Below are 16,216 nucleotides of genomic sequence, written 5' to 3'. Positions count from 1 at the left end.
GAGATGGCGTTGAAGCACGATCCTGTCCTGCCGCCGCATATCGGCGGGCTGAAAGCCGGCCCGCGCAATGCGATCACCGATGTGGCTGATGTCACTGTCGGCCACGCGACGCTGGCCGATGGGCCGATCCAGACCGGTGTAACGGTGGTGCTCCCGCATCCGGGCGATATCTATCGCGATCGGGTTCCAGCAGCCGCTACCGTGTTGAACGGTTTTGGAAAGAGCATCGGCCTGATGCAAGTGGAAGAGCTCGGCGTATTGGAAACGCCAATCGCACTCACCAACACCTTTTCCGTCGGGACAATAGCGCAGGCACAGATACGCCAATGCGTGGCGGCCAATCCGCAATGCGGACAGCGGCTTCCAACGGTCAATCCGCTCGTCTTCGAATGCAATGACGGCTATCTCAACGATATCCAGGCAATGGCAATTGCCGAACAGCACTATCGCAACGCCTGTGCCGCGGCTGGTTCGACTTTTGTACAAGGCGCCGTGGGTGCCGGGCGCGGCATGTCGAGCTTCGGCGTCAAGGGGGGCATTGGCAGCGCGTCGCGCTACACGCCGATTGCCAATGGTTTTCAGTACACCGTCGGTGCGCTGGTGCTTTCGAACTTCGGAAGGCCATCACAGCTGACCCTCGCCGGCCGACGCATCGGGCCTTCGTTGGAGACAAGACTGGCTTCAACGACACAGGCGCAGAACGGCCCGGAAAAAGGTTCCGTCATCCTCATCATCGCCACCGATGCGCCGCTCGACGCGCGCCAGTTGCGCCGCTTGTCCTTGCGTGCCGGAGCGGGGCTGGCACGCACCGGTTCAGTCTTCGGCCATGGCAGCGGCGATATCGCGCTCGCCTTCTCCACCGCCTATACGCTGCCGCAGGATGTGGGTCGCGCCATGCCCGATATCGCCATGCTGCACGACGCGCTGCTCGACCCGCTGTTCCAGGCGGTCGCCGACAGCACCGAACAGGCGATCGTCCATTCGCTCTGGCGCGCCGCAACGGTCGTTGGCCGCGACGGGCACCATCGCCAAGCATTTCTCGATCTGATGGCCGACTACATTCCGGCCTTTTCGGAGCAATCCCTGTGAAAATTCTTATCTCTGTCGACATTGAAGGCGTGGCTGGCGTTTATCACCCCGAGCAGACCCGCCCCGGCCACGGTGAGTATGAGCGCGCGCGCCTGCTTATGACTGAGGAGGCCAATGCGGCAATCGCAGGCGCTTTCGACGCAGGCGCGACGGAAGTTCTGGTCAATGATTCCCATGGCGGCTTCCGCAATATGCCTCCTGATCTCATTGATCCGCGCGCACTGGTCGTGCAGGGCAAGCCGCGATATCTCGGCATGATGGCCGGCGTCGAGCAGGGTGTGGATGCCGTCTGCCTGTTAGGATATCATTCGCGCGCGCATGGTCGCGGCATTCTCGCCCATACGATCAACAGTTTCGCCTTTGCCCGTATCGAGTTCAACGGGATGGAACTCGGCGAAGCCGGCATCTACGGCGCGCTTGCCGGAGAGTATGGCGTCCCAGTCGTCCTGGCCAGCGGCGACGATGTGTTCATTGCCGAAAACCGCGATCTCTTTGCGCATACCATCTTCGTGGAAACCAAGCGCGCCCATGGGTGCAACAGCGGAACGAGCCTGTCCCCGGCACACGCACGCAAGGCCATCCGAGACGGCATGAAGATGTCCCTAAGCCGGACGGAAATGGCGCAGCCCTTCAAACTCTCAGGCGCAATTGATGCGCGCATTCGCGCCCAGACGCCAGCATTGGCCGATCTGTTTTGCCAATGGCCCGATCTCGACCGGCTTTCCGGCGACGAGGTGGGCTTTCGTGCGCCGACCGTCGAGGCGGCGGTGCGTATCATCAACTGCCTGTCCGCAATGTCGGCCTTGCTGCGATAAACCCGCAGCAAGGCGCCTCGCCCCATTCATTCAGCTAACGAAGCAAAAAGTCCTCCCATGGCAGACGCATCTACCTCCCGGTAGAGACCGCGTCTATTCCAATCATGGATCGGGGGGGCCTGTTCGGCGATGGCATCTACGAGGCGACAGCGCTGATCGAGGGCCGTTTGGCCGACAATGAGGCGCATCTGCGACGACTTGATCGCTCGCTGCTGCGCGAGATCGAAATTCCCAACCCGCATTCGCTGGAGCAATGGGCGGCGATCCAGCAGGAATTGGTGACGCGCAATGGCCTCACCGAAGGGCTCATCTATATCGAGGTGACGCGCGGCGTCTTTGAGCGCGATTTCCTCAGTCCCGCCGATCTGAAGCCGACCGTGGTGATGTTTACCCGGGCCAAATCGGTGCGGGCCAATGCCGCCCTGTCCAAAGGCGCCGATGTGATCACCGTGCCCGATCTGCGCTGGGCAAGGTGCGACATCAAATCAAACTCGCTGCTGGCGCAGGTACTGGCGAAGCGGGCAGCTGCCGAAGCCGGCACCAACGAGGCCTGGATGGTCAAGGATGGAAACGTCACCGAGGGAGCCTCATCGACAGCCTTCATCGTTACTGAGCCGGCGAAATTGTCTCCCGTCCGCTCTCCCATGCGGTTCTCCCCGGCGTCACGCGCCGCGCCGTCCTGCGCCTTGTGGAAGAAAGAAGCCTGACATTCGTCGAACGCACTTTCACGGTTGAAGAAGCACTGCGCGCACGCGAGGCGTTCTTCACCAGCGCCTCAACCATCGTTACGCCTGTCGTCTCCATCGACGGCCAGATCATCGGCAACGGCAAGCCTGGGCCGCTGGCCCTGCAATTGCGTGAGCTCTATATCGAAACCCTGCTCGTTGTATGTCTTGTAGCCGATAAGGCAGACCTGTGATATCAGGTTCGACAATGATCGTGCCGGGACGAACCGATGCAATATGAACTCAATTCAGCGATGCAGACGCTGGATCTTGGCGTCCTCATGCCAGTTTGGGCCAAGCACAAGCTGCAGAGCGACACCAAACCGAGCACCGTGGCTGATGAGAATGGGAAGGCAGCCACGCCTGAGCTTGGATTCCCGTGATCACGACATTGTGGCGCTCGGGCCGGCGCCTCGCTCTAGACCCGCGCTCGTGCTGGCGCACGGCGCGCAATCTCCTCCTGCGATCGGCGCATTTGCCGTATGATACCAAGGACCTGTTCGCAGCTTCCCTGCAGGGCCTCGTTATCGCCTTCCGTCCGTGAACCATCCGGGTTCGCACCCCATGAGCCATCAACACACAGGAACCGCCATGAGTCTAGCCGACCGCGTTCGTATTGAAGAAGTCTCTCTGCTGTCGGACGACTGGTACGTTCTCAAGAAGACACGCTTTGCCTTCCAGCGCTCGAATGGCGAGTGGCAGGTACAAAGCCGCGAAACATACGATCGCGGCAATGGCGCAACCATTCTTCTTTATGACCGCGCGCGCCGCACGGTGATCCTGACCCGACAGTTCCGCTTTCCCGCTTTCGTCAGCGGCTATGACGATTTGATGATCGAGACGCCAGCGGGGCTTCTCGACAAGATGGGCCCGGAAGAACGTATCAAGGAAGAAACCCAGGAGGAGACAGGCTACCGAATTGGCAAGGTGGAGAAGGTATTCGAGGCCTTCATGAGTCCCGGCTCCGTCACCGAGCGCCTTTATTTTTTCGTCGGCGAATACGAGCCGAAGGACCGCATTTCCGATGGCGGCGGCGTCGCCAACGAGGGCGAGGATATCGAGGTCATGGAAGTGACCATTGATGAGGCGCTTGCGATGATCCCCAGTGGTGAGATCGTCGACGGTAAGACCATCATGCTCCTCCAGCACGCCGCGCTGCGCATCTTCCGGGTATAGGCTAGATCAAGAGCTTGTGAAGCAGCCGTCAATAAATGACCATCGCCGCTTCAATTGCGATAAATAGAATCTGTATTTCTCGACCAAGTTCCATTGAAGTCGTTCCCGCCATGCCTGCACAAGCTAACGCATCAAGCGGATGGAATCCTGCATCTTGTGCAATAAAAGTAGACGTTTGTTAAAGCTTTTCTTGCACAAATTCACCATGTCCTCGATCTCTCTTTGAATTGCTACGAATGAGCGTGCAATTGCAAAAATGAACCTGTAGCCTTCGAGTCATCGTGAATAAAACCCGACACATGAAACGAGAAATGAGGCTGATCGGCCTCACATTCGTTGCCGTGAGCGCCGTCCTGGGTTCAGGATGGCTGTTCGCACCGCTTCTTGCCAGTGAGCAGGCCGGGCCGGCGGCAATTATAGCCTGGGCCATCGGCGGAGTTGCGATGCTCCTGATCGCGCTCACATTCGCCGAGATTTCCGCCATGCTGCCGGTGCCGGGAGGGATCGCCCGGGTCCCGCAGTTCAGCCACGGCAATGTGGTGGCGATGGCGATGGGATGGAGTGCCTGGATTGGCTATAACACCACGGCTCCTGTCGAAGTGGCGGCGATGCTGCGATATCTTGCGCCTCATCTCGGCTGGGCCGGCAACGACCTGTCGCACTGGCCGACCCTCTTGCTGGCGATGGGATTTCTCGCTGTCTTCACGCTTATCAATGCCGTGGGTGTACAATTCTTCTCCAGGGTCAATTCCACCTTGACCTGGGTCAAGATCGCCATTCCGCTGATCATCATCGTCACGCTCCTGTGGACACGCTTCGATACTGCCAATTTTAGCAGCGCAGGGGGCTTTTCGCCCTATGGCCTGCACGGGATCTTTGCCGCCGTGTCGACGGGCGGCATCATCTTTTCCTTCATCGGCTTTCGGCATGCGATCGATATGGCCGGGGAGGTCCACCGTCCCGGTGTCGTCATACCGCTCGCGCTGATCCTGTCGGTCGTAATCTGCTTTTTTGTCTATGGCAGCCTTCAGATCGCCTTTATCGGCGCGCTGCCTGCCGGGATGCTGTCCAATGGCTGGAATGGCCTTCTGTTAAAGGCCGACCTAGGGCCGATCGAGGCAATTGCCACTTCGCTTGGCCTTTTGTGGTTGATCAGTCTGCTCAATGTCGGCGCCGTCATCGGCCCGTTCGGGGGCGGCCTGGTGTCCACGGGCTCCAATGCGCGCCTTGCCTATGCGCTGGCGAGGAATGGCTTCTTTCCCAAAATCCTCACGACACTTTCCAGGCGCGGCATTCCACTGGCGGCACTTCTGGTCAATTTCGTCTTCAGCGCGCTGGTCTTTCTGCTGATGCCCTTCCAGGAGATGGTGCAGCTCAACAGCTCCGCGATCGTTCTGTCCTTCGTCGTCGGACCGGTGACAGTCGTCGCCTTGCGCCATCTGCTGCCGAACCAGCCGCGGCCCTTGCGCCTGGCGGCTGTGACGTGGATAGCCACACCGGCATTTGTGGTGGCGACGCTGATCATCTACTGGAGCGGATGGGACACGCTGTGGCGGCTGGGGCTGGCGCTGCTGGTAGGATTCGGGCTCTTTCTCGCCCACGCGCGGTGGCGTCCCCATGGCCCGCTCGACTTTCGCGAAGCAGCCTGGCTCCTTCCATATCTGGTGGGCATCGGAATCTTCTCTTATCTCGGCACGTTCGGCGGGCTCGGCATATTGCCATTTGGCTGGGACATTGCCGCAATCACGGTCTTCGCGATCGCCATCTTCGTTATGGCGATCGCATGCCGCCTGCCTGCCGAACGATGTGTCGAGCAGATAAAGGCGCTCAAAGCCGTCATGCCACCATCCGGAGAGCCCGGCGAGAAAGAGTGAACGCGGTCAAACCGTCACGACAATCTTGCCCAACTGTTCGTTCGATTCCAAAAAGCGATGTGCCTCGACGATCTGATCGAAGGGAAAAATCCTGGCGATGGTCGGTTTTAGCGCACGCGACTCCAGCCCTTCGAGGATAAACGCCTTGGCCGTTTCCAGCCGTACCGGATCGCCGATGATTTCATGGACCAGATAACCCCGCAACGTCAGGCTCTTGCATAGGACTGTGAACAGCGGGAACGGTGTCGGCTCGCAACTCAGCCCGCCATATTCTATGAGAATGCCGCCCCGCGCCATGGCAGTTGTGAGAGGTTCGAATATGGGACCGCCGATCGGGTCGAGCACCACCCGTATGCCTTCCGGCCCGGCAATTTCCTTTAGCCGCTCTTCCAGATTTTCCTCCGCGGAGGCGATGACATGAGCTGCGCCCATGTCAAGCAAAGCCTGCCTTTTGCGGGATGTTCGCGTGACTGCGATTGCGGTCGCACCCGTCATGTTGGCAATCTGGATAGCGGCAAGCCCGACGCTGCTCGATGCAGCGGTAATGACGACGAAATCCTCTCTGCCAAGCCTGGCGATATCGATCAGCGCACCATAGGCGGTGAGATATTGCATCCATATTGCTGCCGCCTCTTCCCAGCCGAGCGATGGCGGGTGCTTGACAATGAGTTCGGCAGGAAATGTTGCAAATTCACCATAAGCGGGCCACCGGACCATCGACATCGGCGGCACGATGCTGACAGCATCGCCCGGAGCCATACCGCCAACACCTTCGCCGACCGCTTCGATGATGCCCGCGGCCTCGAGTCCCAGACTGGAGGGCAATGGTGGGGTCTCGATATAAGTGCCCGCACGCAACAACACCTCGGCGCGGTTGAGGCCCAATGCCTTGACACGAATTTGAACCTCACCGGGACCAGGGCCCGCAACATCGGCGTTCTCGATGCGCAAAACCTCAGGACCACCGAACTCATGAAAGCGGACAATCTTTGCCATCGGGCTGAAACTCCAAAATGATTGAATGGAATGATCTATGCCTTCAGGGATTTACCGGATAAATAGACATGTGTGCAGAACACTAAAAACTGAGAGTTTTGAATATGGATCGTCTCACGAGCATGGCCGTGTTCGTCAAAGCCGTTGATCTTGGCTCGTTTTCGGCCACCGCTGAAGCGCTCGATTTATCCGGGCCGATGGTCGGCAAGCACATCCGGTTTCTTGAGGATCGCCTTGAGGTGCGCCTCATAAACCGGACGACGCGCCGCCAAAGCCTGACGGATTTCGGACGCGCATATTATGAACGCTGCCGACTGGTGCTTGCAGAAGCCGAAGCGGCGGATTCACTCGTGACCGATCAGCTTTCCCAACCGCGGGGACGGCTGCGCATCACCATGCCCGCATTGTTGGGCCGGCGGTGTATTGCCCCGATCCTCCTGGGGCTAGCCCGGCAATATCCGATGCTGGAACTTGATCTGTCATTCGGCGACCGCATCGTCGATCTTGTGGAGGACGGGTATGATCTTGCCATCCGGACCGGCAGTCTGGAAGACAAGACAGGTATCATGGCGCGACGCATCGCACGACATCCGATGCTCGTTTGCGCGGCGCCATCCTATCTCGATGAGCACGGACTGCCCAAGCACATCGAGGATCTCAGCGCCCATCACGCCATCATCTATAGCCGGCCTGGCTGGGTCCATTCGTGGCTATTTCCCAGAGATGGTGCGCCACCGATGGAGGTCACACCGGTGAACCGTCTGCGGCTCGACGATCTTGATGCCATTGCCGATGCCGCGGCTGCCGGAATGGGGCTCGCCTGGCTGCCATCCTGGCTCATTCGTGAGCGCATAAAGACCGGTGCGCTTGTCCCGCTGTTGCCGGACCAGCCGGCATATGTTTTCGACAATTACGCACTGTGGCTGCAGGCGCCGCACCTGCCGCTGAAGACGCGCCTGGCTATCGATGCGGTGGCGGCTGAGCTGCCCAAATACATGACGTGAAATCTGATGCCGCGTCAGTCACGTCAACTGCCCGGATCCACAGGCTTGGTCCAATCGAGGCAGGCAGTGCTCCTCCAAGGCTTGTCAGTGAGCGGCAGGTATGCTTGCGTGGGCATATCCGAGATATAGAGCATCAACATGATTGCAGATTACCCAACATGATTGCAGATTACATAGACGAATTCATCATGGTATGTGCCGGACTATGGATGTCCGGGGTGGGCTTCGGGTTCTTCCGGGCGCCCATTCAAGGCCAATCGGGCGAGCAAGCATGGTGGGCGCGTCTCGTGACCCACTTCAAATGGATGGGGCCTCTGCTGCTGCTGATCGCCATAGCGCTCGCCATTGCTGCGCCATCTTGATCAGGAAAGCTTGCCTAATCCGCCCCGGCTGCTTGCAACAGCCATTGGTGAAAGGCTCGCATTGCCGGCGTTTCGGAGCGGGATTTCAAGCGGGTCAACCAATAGCTTCCCGTTAATGCGGTTATTTCGAATGGCTGCACGATCCGCCCTTCTTCAATCTGGCGGAGGAACATCGAAATGGGAACGAGCGCAATGCCAACCCCTTGGGCTGCGGCATCAACAAGCGTCAGCGACGAGTCGAACATCCAGCCCCGCAGGCTTGGCGGCGGCATGCCGACAGCCCTGAACCAGATGGCCCATTCGTCCATGCGATAGGATCGCAACAATTCCTCATTCGCCAAATCCCCGGGGTTCTGAAGACGCCGGGCAAGCGAGGGCGCACAGACGGGAGACAGCGGAGCGTCCATGAGATGAACCGCATCCGTTCCATGCCAGGCACCGTCGCCGAAACGGATGAAGAAATCGAGACCGTCGAGAAGAATGTCGGAGCGATTGTTGTTCGTCTTGAGGCGAAGATCCACATGGGGATGCTGCTCCTTGAATGACTTCAGCCGTGGCAACAGCCAGCCGATCGCGAAGGTACCGACCACGCCGATGGTCAGCACCTCCTGATAATTGCCTTCCTCGAACTGGCTGAGCGTCGCGCTCATGCGGCCGAACGCATCGGTGAGCACCGGCAGCAATGCATGGCCTTCGTCGGTCAGGGCAAGCCCACGCGGGAGGCGCGTGAACAAGGTCACGCCCAGAATCTCCTCCAGCGACTTCACCTGATGGCTCACGGCGGTCTGTGTAACCCTGAGTTCCAGGCCAGCGCGCGTAAAGCTGCCATGTCGCGCGGAGGCCTCGAAAGCCCGAAGCGCGTTAAGGGGTAATTGCGATATATGCATGACATTACTAGCCCAAGTTTTTCTCATATCAGAGGGCAGAAATCATCGTTTGTCCAGAACTGATGCCTTGCCCATATTCGCCCTGCCAGCGCCGACGAACTGATGGAATGCCGGGAGCTGGCGCCGACATCCCACCAGAAAGAGACAGACATGACGACATCGATATCACGCCGGCGAGCCCTTGCCGGCAGCTTGCTTGCCATTCCAGCGCTCACCTCCCTGACAGCCGCAGCACGGGCGCAAACCGGGGAGGCGCCGGAGGGTCAGTTGGCCGAGCTTGAACGCAGACACGGGGGCCGCATCGGGGTTGCCGTGCTTGATCTCGCGACGGGCCAGCGGCTCATGCATCGAGCCGATGAGCGCTTCTTGATGTGCAGCACCTTCAAGGCTTTGACGGCGGGATTCATCCTTGCACGTGTTGACCAGGGAGAAGAGCAGCTTGACCGGCGGATTGTTTTTTCGAAAAAAGACATCGTTGTCGGGTCACCCGCCACGCAAGAGCGCATTGGCGGCACCGGCATGTCGGTGGCGGAACTCTGCCAGGCGACGCTCACTCTAAGCGATAATGCCGCCGCCAATCTTCTGCTCGCCAGCTTTGGCGGACCGGCGGGACTGACCGGCTTCCTGCGTTCTATCGGCGATGAGATCACGAGGCTTGACCGTTTCGAAACCGATTTGAACGTGCACGAGACACCCGGTGACTTGCGCGACACCACAACACCCGCTGCCATGCTGGAGACGCTACGGAAACTCCTCTTCGGCAATGTGCTGTCACGATCCTCACGCGCGCAGCTCGCAGCCTGGATGATCATGAACAAGACAGGTGACGCAAAATTGCGGGCCGGCTTTCCCGATGATTGGACAATCGCTGACAAGACGGGCGGCAATGGCGACAAATTCGGCAATAGCAATGATGTCGCCATCGCCTGGTCCCCGGATCGCGGCGCCGTGATGATCACCGCCTATTGCGAGATACCGTCGGTTTCCGAAAAGGTGCGCGCTGCGGTTCTGGCTGAGATTGGACGGATCGCAGCGCAGCTATGAGGTCAGAGACGAAACTGCATCGGCGGGGAGGCGCCGATGCAGTTGCAAGGCAGGGCGGCACCTAATCCTCCAGATCGGCTTTCATCTGGTCGAGAATGGATAGCGCGTGGGCAGCATACTGGCTGATCCAACGGTCATGGATCTGCTTGATCGGCAGCGAGTTGAGATGGTTCCATCGCTCCCGCCCCTCACGCCTGACGATGATCAGTTCGGCCTCCTCCAACACCTTGAGATGTTGCATGACAGTGCAGCGGTCCATATCCGCAAACGCCTGGCACAGCATCCCCGTCGTATGTGGCTCGTCCTTCAGCTGATCGAGCATGGAGCGGCGGCGCGGATGTGCCAGCGCCTTGAAAATCAGATCGTCTTTGATACCGGTTGACATGTTATGTTTTTATAACATATCATCTTTTCATGCAACAGGGAGTTTGATCATGAAGCCCGAATTCAGAGTTTCGGCGCGCATAGCAAAGCCGATCGCCGAAGTCTTCGATGCAGTCGTGAACCCCACGAAGCTCAGCAGCTATTTCACCACCATGAAAGGCGCCAGCGCGCCGCTCACCCCCGGGGCGACGGTCGTGTGGTGGGGTGAAGTTCCCGTCGAGGTTGATGAAGTATTGGCAGACAAGCGCATCGTGCTGCGTTGGGATGCGTCGAATGCAACCGACGGCAAGACCGCCTACAAGACGAGGATTGAAATGAATTTCGAGCCACTCGAGGACGGCGCAACTCTCGTCACCATTGCCGAAACGGGATGGCGCGAGGACCCGGAAGGTCAGCGGGCATCATATCGCAACTGCGAAGGCTGGACGCAGATGCTGTGCTGTATGAAGGCTTTCGTCGAACATGGCATCAACCTGCGCGAAGGTTATTACCAGAGTGAGCTGAGAGGCGACTATGCGTGCGAGCCCAAACCGGAAATTCAGTGACCCCATGGGAGAAAGAGCAATGGCTGCAAAAATCTACGGCGGCGTCGATATCGCCATAAAGGTGCCACCGCATCAGTATCAATCCACCATCGCCTTCTATCGCGATGTGATCGGGCTTGAGCCGATAACCGCCAAGGCCCCTGCCGTGGGCTTCGAGTTTGGGCCCAACAAGCTATGGATCGATGAGGCGCCAGCGATGAGCCAGGCCGAAGTCTGGCTGGAGTTCTTCACCGATGATTTCGACGGAGCGGCCGATCATCTCGCGCAGGCAGGCGCGGTCCGTTGCGACGCCATCGAACAATTGCCCGAAAATTTCAAGGGCGGCTGGATCACAAATCCGGCAGGCATCGTGCATATGCTGCGCGAACCGGACGCCTGGTAGAGGCAAATCGAGCCCTGCTCGGCAAATTGCTCATCACGGTGTGGCGGGCACCGCCAGGGCAACCGGATACCTGCTGACGGACAGCTTGCGGGCATGCTGGAAGGAAAATGGCGCTGCTGCTGGGCTGTGGGCCGCGAACCAAACGCCTGCGCGGCTTTGTCCTGCACCGGTGCACGCTGACCCTTCTCGGCGTGCTGGCAAGATACGCTTTCGTCAAAACCTGAAAGGCTTAGCCTCGGTTTGCTCCCGCGCTATCGTCACGCCATGCCAGAACCGGCGCTATGGCGTCGCGCAGGGCCGCGCGATCCAAGGACTCCATCTTTTGGAAGGGACGCCGCGATGGCCCGCAAACCACGCCCATGATTTCGAGCAGCGCCTTGGACCCGGGCATGACGCCCACCTTGATCAGCACCTGGATGACGCGATTGGCCATGGTCTGCAGCTTGCGGGCCTCGCCGATCCGGCCTTCCGCCATTGCAGTGCGCAGGGCGACGAACACGTCCCCCATGAAATTATAGGTCGTGCCGATTGCCCCCTGCGCGCCCATCGCGAAGCCGGCGAGGCACATCTCGTCATAGCCGTTATAGACCAGTGCCTCCGGCACGGCATGGCGGATACATTCGAGCAGGAACATGTCGCTCGATGTATGCTTGATGCCGATGATGTTGGAATGTGAGAGGAGATCGATCAGTTCGGGGAGCGTGAAGCCACTGGTGCGGGCGGGGAAATTATAGACGATCAGCGGCAGGCTGGAAGCATCGGCCAGCGCTCGATAGTGCGCCATCACCTCTGACCGGGAAAAATCGTAATAGAAGGGCGGGATGGCGGAGATCGCCTGGTAGCCCGATTTGGCAGCATGTTCCGAAAGCTGCAACGCGTCCTTCGTCGCGATCGTGCCGACATGGGCGATCAGATCAAACCTTCCGTCAGCGGCAGCGGCGACGTCGGCGAGACAGGCGGCCCGCTCCTCAAGCGACTGCAGCATCGCTTCACCCGAGCTGCCACCCACATAGAGGCCGTCGACCCCCAGCCGGACCTGAAAATCGACGAGCGGCCCGATGCCCCGCCGGTCGATGGTCTCGTCTTCCAAGAAGGGTGTCAGGAGGGCCGAATAGATGCCTTCTAGTTTTGCCATTTTGATCGCTTTCAGAGGCGGGTGGAAAAGAGTTCGGGCAGCTCGCGGCGAGCTGTGTCGCCAAGCTGCATGACGATTTCATGGGGTGCGGAAGCGTAGGGCCAAAGCAGCCTCGGACCGATGGAACACCAGCCGCCGGCCGCCGCCATCGCCTTGTCAAGCGCCGCGTTCGACAGGCCATAACCCGCAGCGAGCGGCAGGACATGCTCTTTCATGAAGCGGACGACGCGCGGCTCGAAAGCAAGTGCCCCCGCGGGATCCTCGTCAAGTTGCCGCCACCATCGCACGGCGCCCGCCGGGCTCAGGCATGCGACATTCGAATAGGAGCCCCGCCCACCTGCCAGGCATCCGCTCGCCATGAAATGACCGGGGACAAAAACGGCGAGGTCGGGCAGCTTCTGGCGAAGCTCTTGATACCAGGCTTCATCGCCTCCCGGCAGCTTGGCGCCGATGAGCATGGGCACTGTAAGCTTCAGCCTCGCGATCTCGTCGAGCTCCAGCCGGCGCTTGGCATGTGGCGGATTGTAGAGGACCAGCGGAATGCCGGGCGCAGCCTCAGCCATGCCCGCGAGGAAATGCTCCGCCTCGTCGTAGCCGGGCGGCCACCAGTCCGGCAGGGTGATCTGGACAGCGTCAGGCCGCAGTGCTCCGATGCGGACAAGCCGCTCGCGCGCGACCCGGGCATTCATATTCGAAACACCGATCTGGAAAGGCAGGGCAGCGGCATGGCAGAAGATGGCGACCGTCTCGCTCAGCCGATCGAATTCCTCCTCCGTCTGGCTATGGAATTCGCCTGCCGTGCCGTTGGTGTAGACGCCGTGAAGCCCGCTTTCATGAAGTGCGGATAGCTGCTCGCTCAAAGCGGCCCATTCGATCCCGCCGGAACGGTCCAAAGGCAGGAGCACCGCCCCCCAGATGCCTTCGAGAGTTTGGGCGGAAAGGCTCACCGCTCCGCTCCGAGCATCTGGTCGGGAAGGAAGGTGACGAGAGGTGGGAAAAAGATGATCAGCATCAGGACGATAATGAGCGGAATGAGAAAGGGCACGATGCCGCGGGCGAGCACGCCGAAAGGAATATTGGCGACCTTCGAGACCACGAAGAGAGCCACGCCCATCGGCGGCGTCAATATGCCGATCATCAAATTGAACACCACCATGACACCGAAATGCACGGGATCGATGCCGAATTGCAGTGCCGTCGGCACCAGCACCGGCACGATGAGCAGCAGGATCGCCAGCGCCTCGATGAAGGTGCCAAGCGCGAGCAGCATGAGGTTGACGAGAATCAGGAAGGTGAGCGGATCGCTCGAATAGGTCAGGAAGAACGAGGCCACATGCTGCGGCACCTGCTCCCGCGCGATCACATAACCGAACAGCGATACGCCCATGATGAGCAGGCCGACGGCCGCCGTATGGCTCACCGTCTCGCGCAGCACCGTCACGAGCTTGGCGAAGGTGATCTCGCGATAGACCACCACCCCCAGGAACAGAGCATAGCTGGCAGCGACAACGGCGGCTTCGGTCGGCGAGAATATCCCGGCGAAAATCCCGCCGATGATGATGAATGGTGTCATGAGCGGGAGGATCGCGCGCCAGAAGGTGGACCAGATCCGGCGAAGATCGGCGCGCGACTCGGTCGGATAATTGCGACGCCAGGCAATGAAATAGACCATCACCATCAACGAGCCCGCACAGAGCAGACCCGGCACGATGCCGCCCAGGAAAAGGCCTCCGATCGACGTGTTGGCGATCACACCATAGACAACAAGCGGAATGGAGGGCGGGATGAGTGGCCCGATAATGGCGGAAGCGGCTGTTACCGATCCGGCAAACTGCTCGTCATAACCGGCATCCCGCATGGCCTTGATCTCAAGCTGGCCAAGGCCTGCCGCATCGGCGACTGCCGAGCCGGACATGCCCGAGAACATAACGCTCGCCATGATGTTCACATGGCCGAGCCCGCCACGAATATGGCCGACCAGCGCTTTGGCGAAATCGAAGATGCGTTCGGTGACGCCGGAAAGGTTCATGAGTTGAGCCGTGAGGATGAAGAATGGCACGGCAAGGAGCGGAAAACTGTTGAGACCGGCGATCATACGCTGCCCGGCGAAATTGAGACCCGTCCCCTGCCACAGCATATAGGCAAGCGCCGCCACGATGAGCGTGAACCCCACCGGCATGCCAGAGACGAGAAGAGCGAACCATCCGCCGAAGAGGGCCGTCATCTAGAGATACCTTTCAGGTGGAATGTCCGTGGCATCATGCCCGCCGCCGAAGAGGGTGCGGGCATCCCGCGCCATGACAAGCGCGATCCGGATCGCCGCAAGCACGCCGAATACCGGCAGGGCACCGTAGAGCCAGGATTCCGGCACACCGATCGCAATTGACATCACCTTATGAGCCCGCATCGCGCCGAAGATGCTGTAATAGACAAGGATAAGGAGCGCTGCGAGGACCAGAATATCCAGAACGAGCCGCAGCCCGAGCCGGGCCCGCTCCGGCAGCATCAGCGGCACGATATCCATCGTAATGTGGGTCCGTGCGGTGACACCTTCCGCCGCGCCGAGTGCTACGATCCATACAAAGGCATAGCGCGCTGCTTCCTCCGTCCAAAATAACGGATCGTGGAAGACGAAGCGGGTAATGATCTGCAGCGCGATCACGACAAAAGCGAAGACCAGGAGGATTGCGGCCAGCGTCTCTTCAACGTGGGCGAGGTTCCGCCAGCGGGCCGGCCAGCTGTTTGGATTGACCATTGCTGATTATCCCGATGGGGGCAGCGCTGCGACGCTGCCCGATGTTAACGAAGACCGAGCAGCGATTGCACCGTGTCGGCGCCGAACTGCTTGTCGAGATCGGCATAGACGGGTTTCATCGCGTCGCGGAACGCCGACTTGTCGGGCTCGACCACAATGATGCCGCGCGCGCGGAAGGCGTCGACGAGGCCTGCTTCCTTGTCCGTGACCAGTTTGTTGTTTACCGCACCACCCGTCTCGAAGGCCTCGACCACGATCTTTTGGTCGGCGGGTTCAAGTGCGTTCCAGGTATTTTCCGACATGAGGATAAGCTGGTCCTGCACCAGATGCCCCGTCAGCGAGACATGCGACTGCACTTCGGTGAACTTCATCGCATCGATGATCGGCAGCGGGTTTTCCTGGCCGTCGACCTGATTGGTCTGAAGAGCGAGATAGACCTCGGCGAAAGCCACCGGCGTCGGGCTGGCGCCCATCGCCTTTGCCCAACTGAGAAGCGGCGCCGAATTCGGCACGCGCAATTTCATGCCTGCGAAATCGGTGGGCTTTTCGATTGGTTTGTTCGCTGTCGTGTGCCGTGTTCCGAAATACCAGGAATCGACCATTCGCCAATTGTGCTTCGTTCGCATCTCCTCGACGATCCCCTGCCCCCAGTCGGAGGCAATGATCTTTTGCAGATGGTCGAAATCGCCGACCACATAGGCCGTGCTGGCAAGCACCGCGGGGGGAACCCAGGCATCCATCCCGCCGAATGGATTGAGCGTGAAATCGAGCTCGCCGAGCGTGACCTGCTCCATCATCTCGGTGAACGTCCCCAATTGCGAGTTGGGGAATATTTCCAGCGCCAGCCGGCCACCGGATTTCTCCTTGATGATGCGCGCCGCCTCGGTGACGCCCTGGAACTGCGGGTCGCCCGCAGTTCCCTGCATCCCAAGCCGCAGCGTGCGCGTTTCCTGTGCCGAGGCCGGCCAGGCCATCACGAGACCCGCAAGCACGAGCGAAATCAAACCTGTTTTCATTGGATACTCCTCCCTTATTCCAGTCGC

At 59.8% G+C, this 16,216-nt stretch carries 18 protein-coding genes and 1 pseudogene; 11 read left to right on the top strand and 8 right to left on the bottom strand.

Annotated elements, in window-relative coordinates; translation table 11 throughout:
- Positions 1 to 9: 9 nt before the first annotated feature.
- The 6 genes and pseudogenes from DUT91_RS19295 to DUT91_RS19275 all read left to right on the top strand — a co-directional run bounded on the left by DUT91_RS19295 (position 10) and on the right by DUT91_RS19275 (position 5,679).
- Positions 10 to 1,089, top strand: coding sequence for a DmpA family aminopeptidase (locus tag DUT91_RS19295; RefSeq protein WP_245419808.1), 1,080 nt, complete (start codon positions 10 to 12; stop codon positions 1,087 to 1,089).
- Positions 1,086 to 1,904, top strand: coding sequence for a M55 family metallopeptidase (locus tag DUT91_RS19290; RefSeq protein ID WP_114442144.1), 819 nt, complete (start codon positions 1,086 to 1,088; stop codon positions 1,902 to 1,904). Before DUT91_RS19295 ends, DUT91_RS19290 begins: the two co-directional genes overlap by 4 nt.
- A gap of 68 nt (positions 1,905 to 1,972) precedes the next feature.
- Positions 1,973 to 2,823: pseudogene (locus DUT91_RS19285) on the top strand (D-amino-acid transaminase).
- A gap of 36 nt (positions 2,824 to 2,859) precedes the next feature.
- The gene (locus DUT91_RS25845) at positions 2,860 to 3,012 is read left to right on the top strand and encodes a hypothetical protein (RefSeq protein ID WP_160113675.1); all 153 of its coding nucleotides are present in this window, start codon (positions 2,860 to 2,862) and stop codon (positions 3,010 to 3,012) included.
- A 208-nt stretch (positions 3,013 to 3,220) separates the two neighbouring features.
- On the top strand, positions 3,221 to 3,805 hold the full coding sequence (locus DUT91_RS19280) for an NUDIX domain-containing protein (RefSeq protein WP_114442143.1): 585 nt from the start codon (positions 3,221 to 3,223) through the stop codon (positions 3,803 to 3,805).
- A gap of 311 nt (positions 3,806 to 4,116) precedes the next feature.
- Positions 4,117 to 5,679, top strand: coding sequence for an APC family permease (locus tag DUT91_RS19275; RefSeq protein ID WP_245419807.1), 1,563 nt, complete (start codon positions 4,117 to 4,119; stop codon positions 5,677 to 5,679).
- Between the two features lie 6 nt (positions 5,680 to 5,685).
- Here DUT91_RS19275 and DUT91_RS19270 read toward each other — a convergent pair whose 3' ends face one another.
- Positions 5,686 to 6,675, bottom strand: a complete 990-nt coding sequence (locus tag DUT91_RS19270; protein ID WP_114442141.1) for a zinc-dependent alcohol dehydrogenase family protein — start codon at positions 6,673 to 6,675, stop codon at positions 5,686 to 5,688.
- A 104-nt stretch (positions 6,676 to 6,779) separates the two neighbouring features.
- Between DUT91_RS19270 and DUT91_RS19265 the strand changes: the two genes are divergently transcribed.
- Positions 6,780 to 7,679 (top strand): LysR family transcriptional regulator, encoded by a 900-nt coding sequence (locus DUT91_RS19265; RefSeq protein ID WP_114442140.1) that lies wholly within the window; start codon positions 6,780 to 6,782, stop codon positions 7,677 to 7,679.
- Between the two features lie 158 nt (positions 7,680 to 7,837).
- The gene (locus DUT91_RS19260) at positions 7,838 to 8,041 is read left to right on the top strand and encodes a hypothetical protein (RefSeq protein WP_114442139.1); all 204 of its coding nucleotides are present in this window, start codon (positions 7,838 to 7,840) and stop codon (positions 8,039 to 8,041) included.
- A 14-nt stretch (positions 8,042 to 8,055) separates the two neighbouring features.
- On the opposite strand, the gene DUT91_RS19255 is transcribed toward DUT91_RS19260, so the two are convergent.
- Complete coding sequence (locus DUT91_RS19255) at positions 8,056 to 8,928, bottom strand: LysR family transcriptional regulator (RefSeq protein WP_114442138.1); 873 nt, start codon at positions 8,926 to 8,928, stop codon at positions 8,056 to 8,058.
- Between the two features lie 150 nt (positions 8,929 to 9,078).
- Here DUT91_RS19255 and blaPAD point away from each other — a divergent pair, with 150 nt between their 5' ends.
- Positions 9,079 to 9,972 (top strand): PAD family carbapenem-hydrolyzing class A beta-lactamase, encoded by an 894-nt coding sequence (gene blaPAD / locus DUT91_RS19250; RefSeq protein ID WP_114442137.1) that lies wholly within the window; start codon positions 9,079 to 9,081, stop codon positions 9,970 to 9,972.
- A gap of 61 nt (positions 9,973 to 10,033) precedes the next feature.
- Here the strand turns inward: blaPAD and DUT91_RS19245 are convergent, their stop codons facing one another.
- Positions 10,034 to 10,357 (bottom strand): ArsR/SmtB family transcription factor, encoded by a 324-nt coding sequence (locus DUT91_RS19245; RefSeq protein WP_114442136.1) that lies wholly within the window; start codon positions 10,355 to 10,357, stop codon positions 10,034 to 10,036.
- Positions 10,358 to 10,406: 49 nt separating this feature from the next.
- Here DUT91_RS19245 and DUT91_RS19240 point away from each other — a divergent pair, with 49 nt between their 5' ends.
- Together DUT91_RS19240 and DUT91_RS19235 are read left to right on the top strand one after the other, a co-directional pair.
- Positions 10,407 to 10,901: an SRPBCC domain-containing protein gene (locus tag DUT91_RS19240; protein ID WP_114442135.1), complete on the top strand. Its 495-nt coding sequence runs from the start codon at positions 10,407 to 10,409 to the stop codon at positions 10,899 to 10,901.
- Positions 10,902 to 10,920: 19 nt separating this feature from the next.
- Complete coding sequence (locus DUT91_RS19235; RefSeq protein WP_114442134.1) at positions 10,921 to 11,283, top strand: VOC family protein; 363 nt, start codon at positions 10,921 to 10,923, stop codon at positions 11,281 to 11,283.
- A 229-nt stretch (positions 11,284 to 11,512) separates the two neighbouring features.
- Here the strand turns inward: DUT91_RS19235 and DUT91_RS19230 are convergent, their stop codons facing one another.
- Genes DUT91_RS19230 through DUT91_RS19210 form a run of 5 tightly spaced genes read right to left on the bottom strand, consistent with a single transcriptional unit; the run spans position 11,513 to position 16,189 of the window.
- Positions 11,513 to 12,418: an N-acetylneuraminate lyase gene (locus tag DUT91_RS19230; RefSeq protein ID WP_114442133.1), complete on the bottom strand. Its 906-nt coding sequence runs from the start codon at positions 12,416 to 12,418 to the stop codon at positions 11,513 to 11,515.
- Between the two features lie 11 nt (positions 12,419 to 12,429).
- Positions 12,430 to 13,365, bottom strand: a complete 936-nt coding sequence (locus tag DUT91_RS19225; protein WP_114442132.1) for a dihydrodipicolinate synthase family protein — start codon at positions 13,363 to 13,365, stop codon at positions 12,430 to 12,432.
- Complete coding sequence (locus tag DUT91_RS19220) at positions 13,362 to 14,642, bottom strand: TRAP transporter large permease (RefSeq protein ID WP_114442131.1); 1,281 nt, start codon at positions 14,640 to 14,642, stop codon at positions 13,362 to 13,364. The genes DUT91_RS19225 and DUT91_RS19220 overlap by 4 nt, the downstream gene beginning before the upstream one ends.
- A complete protein-coding gene (locus DUT91_RS19215) occupies positions 14,643 to 15,173 on the bottom strand; it encodes a TRAP transporter small permease (RefSeq protein WP_114442130.1) in 531 nt (176 codons plus the stop codon). It lies immediately after the preceding gene.
- A 44-nt stretch (positions 15,174 to 15,217) separates the two neighbouring features.
- The gene (locus tag DUT91_RS19210) at positions 15,218 to 16,189 is read right to left on the bottom strand and encodes a sialic acid TRAP transporter substrate-binding protein SiaP (RefSeq protein WP_114442129.1); all 972 of its coding nucleotides are present in this window, start codon (positions 16,187 to 16,189) and stop codon (positions 15,218 to 15,220) included.
- Positions 16,190 to 16,216 lie beyond the last annotated feature (27 nt).

Source organism: Paramesorhizobium salinisoli (assembly GCF_003335045.1).
Taxonomy (GTDB): Bacteria; Pseudomonadota; Alphaproteobacteria; order Rhizobiales; family Rhizobiaceae; genus Paramesorhizobium; species Paramesorhizobium salinisoli.
The sequence above is the reverse complement of the archived record's forward strand: the minus strand, read 5'-3'. Positions and strand labels throughout refer to the sequence as shown.

Coding starts and splice junctions, on each gene's coding strand:
- DUT91_RS25845 (WP_160113675.1), top strand. CDS start 2,860: ATGCAATATGAACTCAATTCAGCGATGCAGACGCTGGATCTTGGCGTC.
- DUT91_RS19210 (WP_114442129.1), bottom strand. CDS start 16,189: ATGAAAACAGGTTTGATTTCGCTCGTGCTTGCGGGTCTCGTGATGGCC.
- DUT91_RS19260 (WP_114442139.1), top strand. CDS start 7,838: ATGATTGCAGATTACATAGACGAATTCATCATGGTATGTGCCGGACTA.
- DUT91_RS19220 (WP_114442131.1), bottom strand. CDS start 14,642: ATGACGGCCCTCTTCGGCGGATGGTTCGCTCTTCTCGTCTCTGGCATG.
- DUT91_RS19240 (WP_114442135.1), top strand. CDS start 10,407: ATGAAGCCCGAATTCAGAGTTTCGGCGCGCATAGCAAAGCCGATCGCC.
- DUT91_RS19235 (WP_114442134.1), top strand. CDS start 10,921: ATGGCTGCAAAAATCTACGGCGGCGTCGATATCGCCATAAAGGTGCCA.
- DUT91_RS19275 (WP_245419807.1), top strand. CDS start 4,117: ATGAGGCTGATCGGCCTCACATTCGTTGCCGTGAGCGCCGTCCTGGGT.
- DUT91_RS19255 (WP_114442138.1), bottom strand. CDS start 8,928: ATGCATATATCGCAATTACCCCTTAACGCGCTTCGGGCTTTCGAGGCC.
- DUT91_RS19270 (WP_114442141.1), bottom strand. CDS start 6,675: ATGGCAAAGATTGTCCGCTTTCATGAGTTCGGTGGTCCTGAGGTTTTG.
- DUT91_RS19280 (WP_114442143.1), top strand. CDS start 3,221: ATGAGTCTAGCCGACCGCGTTCGTATTGAAGAAGTCTCTCTGCTGTCG.
- DUT91_RS19265 (WP_114442140.1), top strand. CDS start 6,780: ATGGATCGTCTCACGAGCATGGCCGTGTTCGTCAAAGCCGTTGATCTT.
- DUT91_RS19245 (WP_114442136.1), bottom strand. CDS start 10,357: ATGTCAACCGGTATCAAAGACGATCTGATTTTCAAGGCGCTGGCACAT.
- blaPAD (WP_114442137.1), top strand. CDS start 9,079: ATGACGACATCGATATCACGCCGGCGAGCCCTTGCCGGCAGCTTGCTT.
- DUT91_RS19215 (WP_114442130.1), bottom strand. CDS start 15,173: ATGGTCAATCCAAACAGCTGGCCGGCCCGCTGGCGGAACCTCGCCCAC.
- DUT91_RS19230 (WP_114442133.1), bottom strand. CDS start 12,418: ATGGCAAAACTAGAAGGCATCTATTCGGCCCTCCTGACACCCTTCTTG.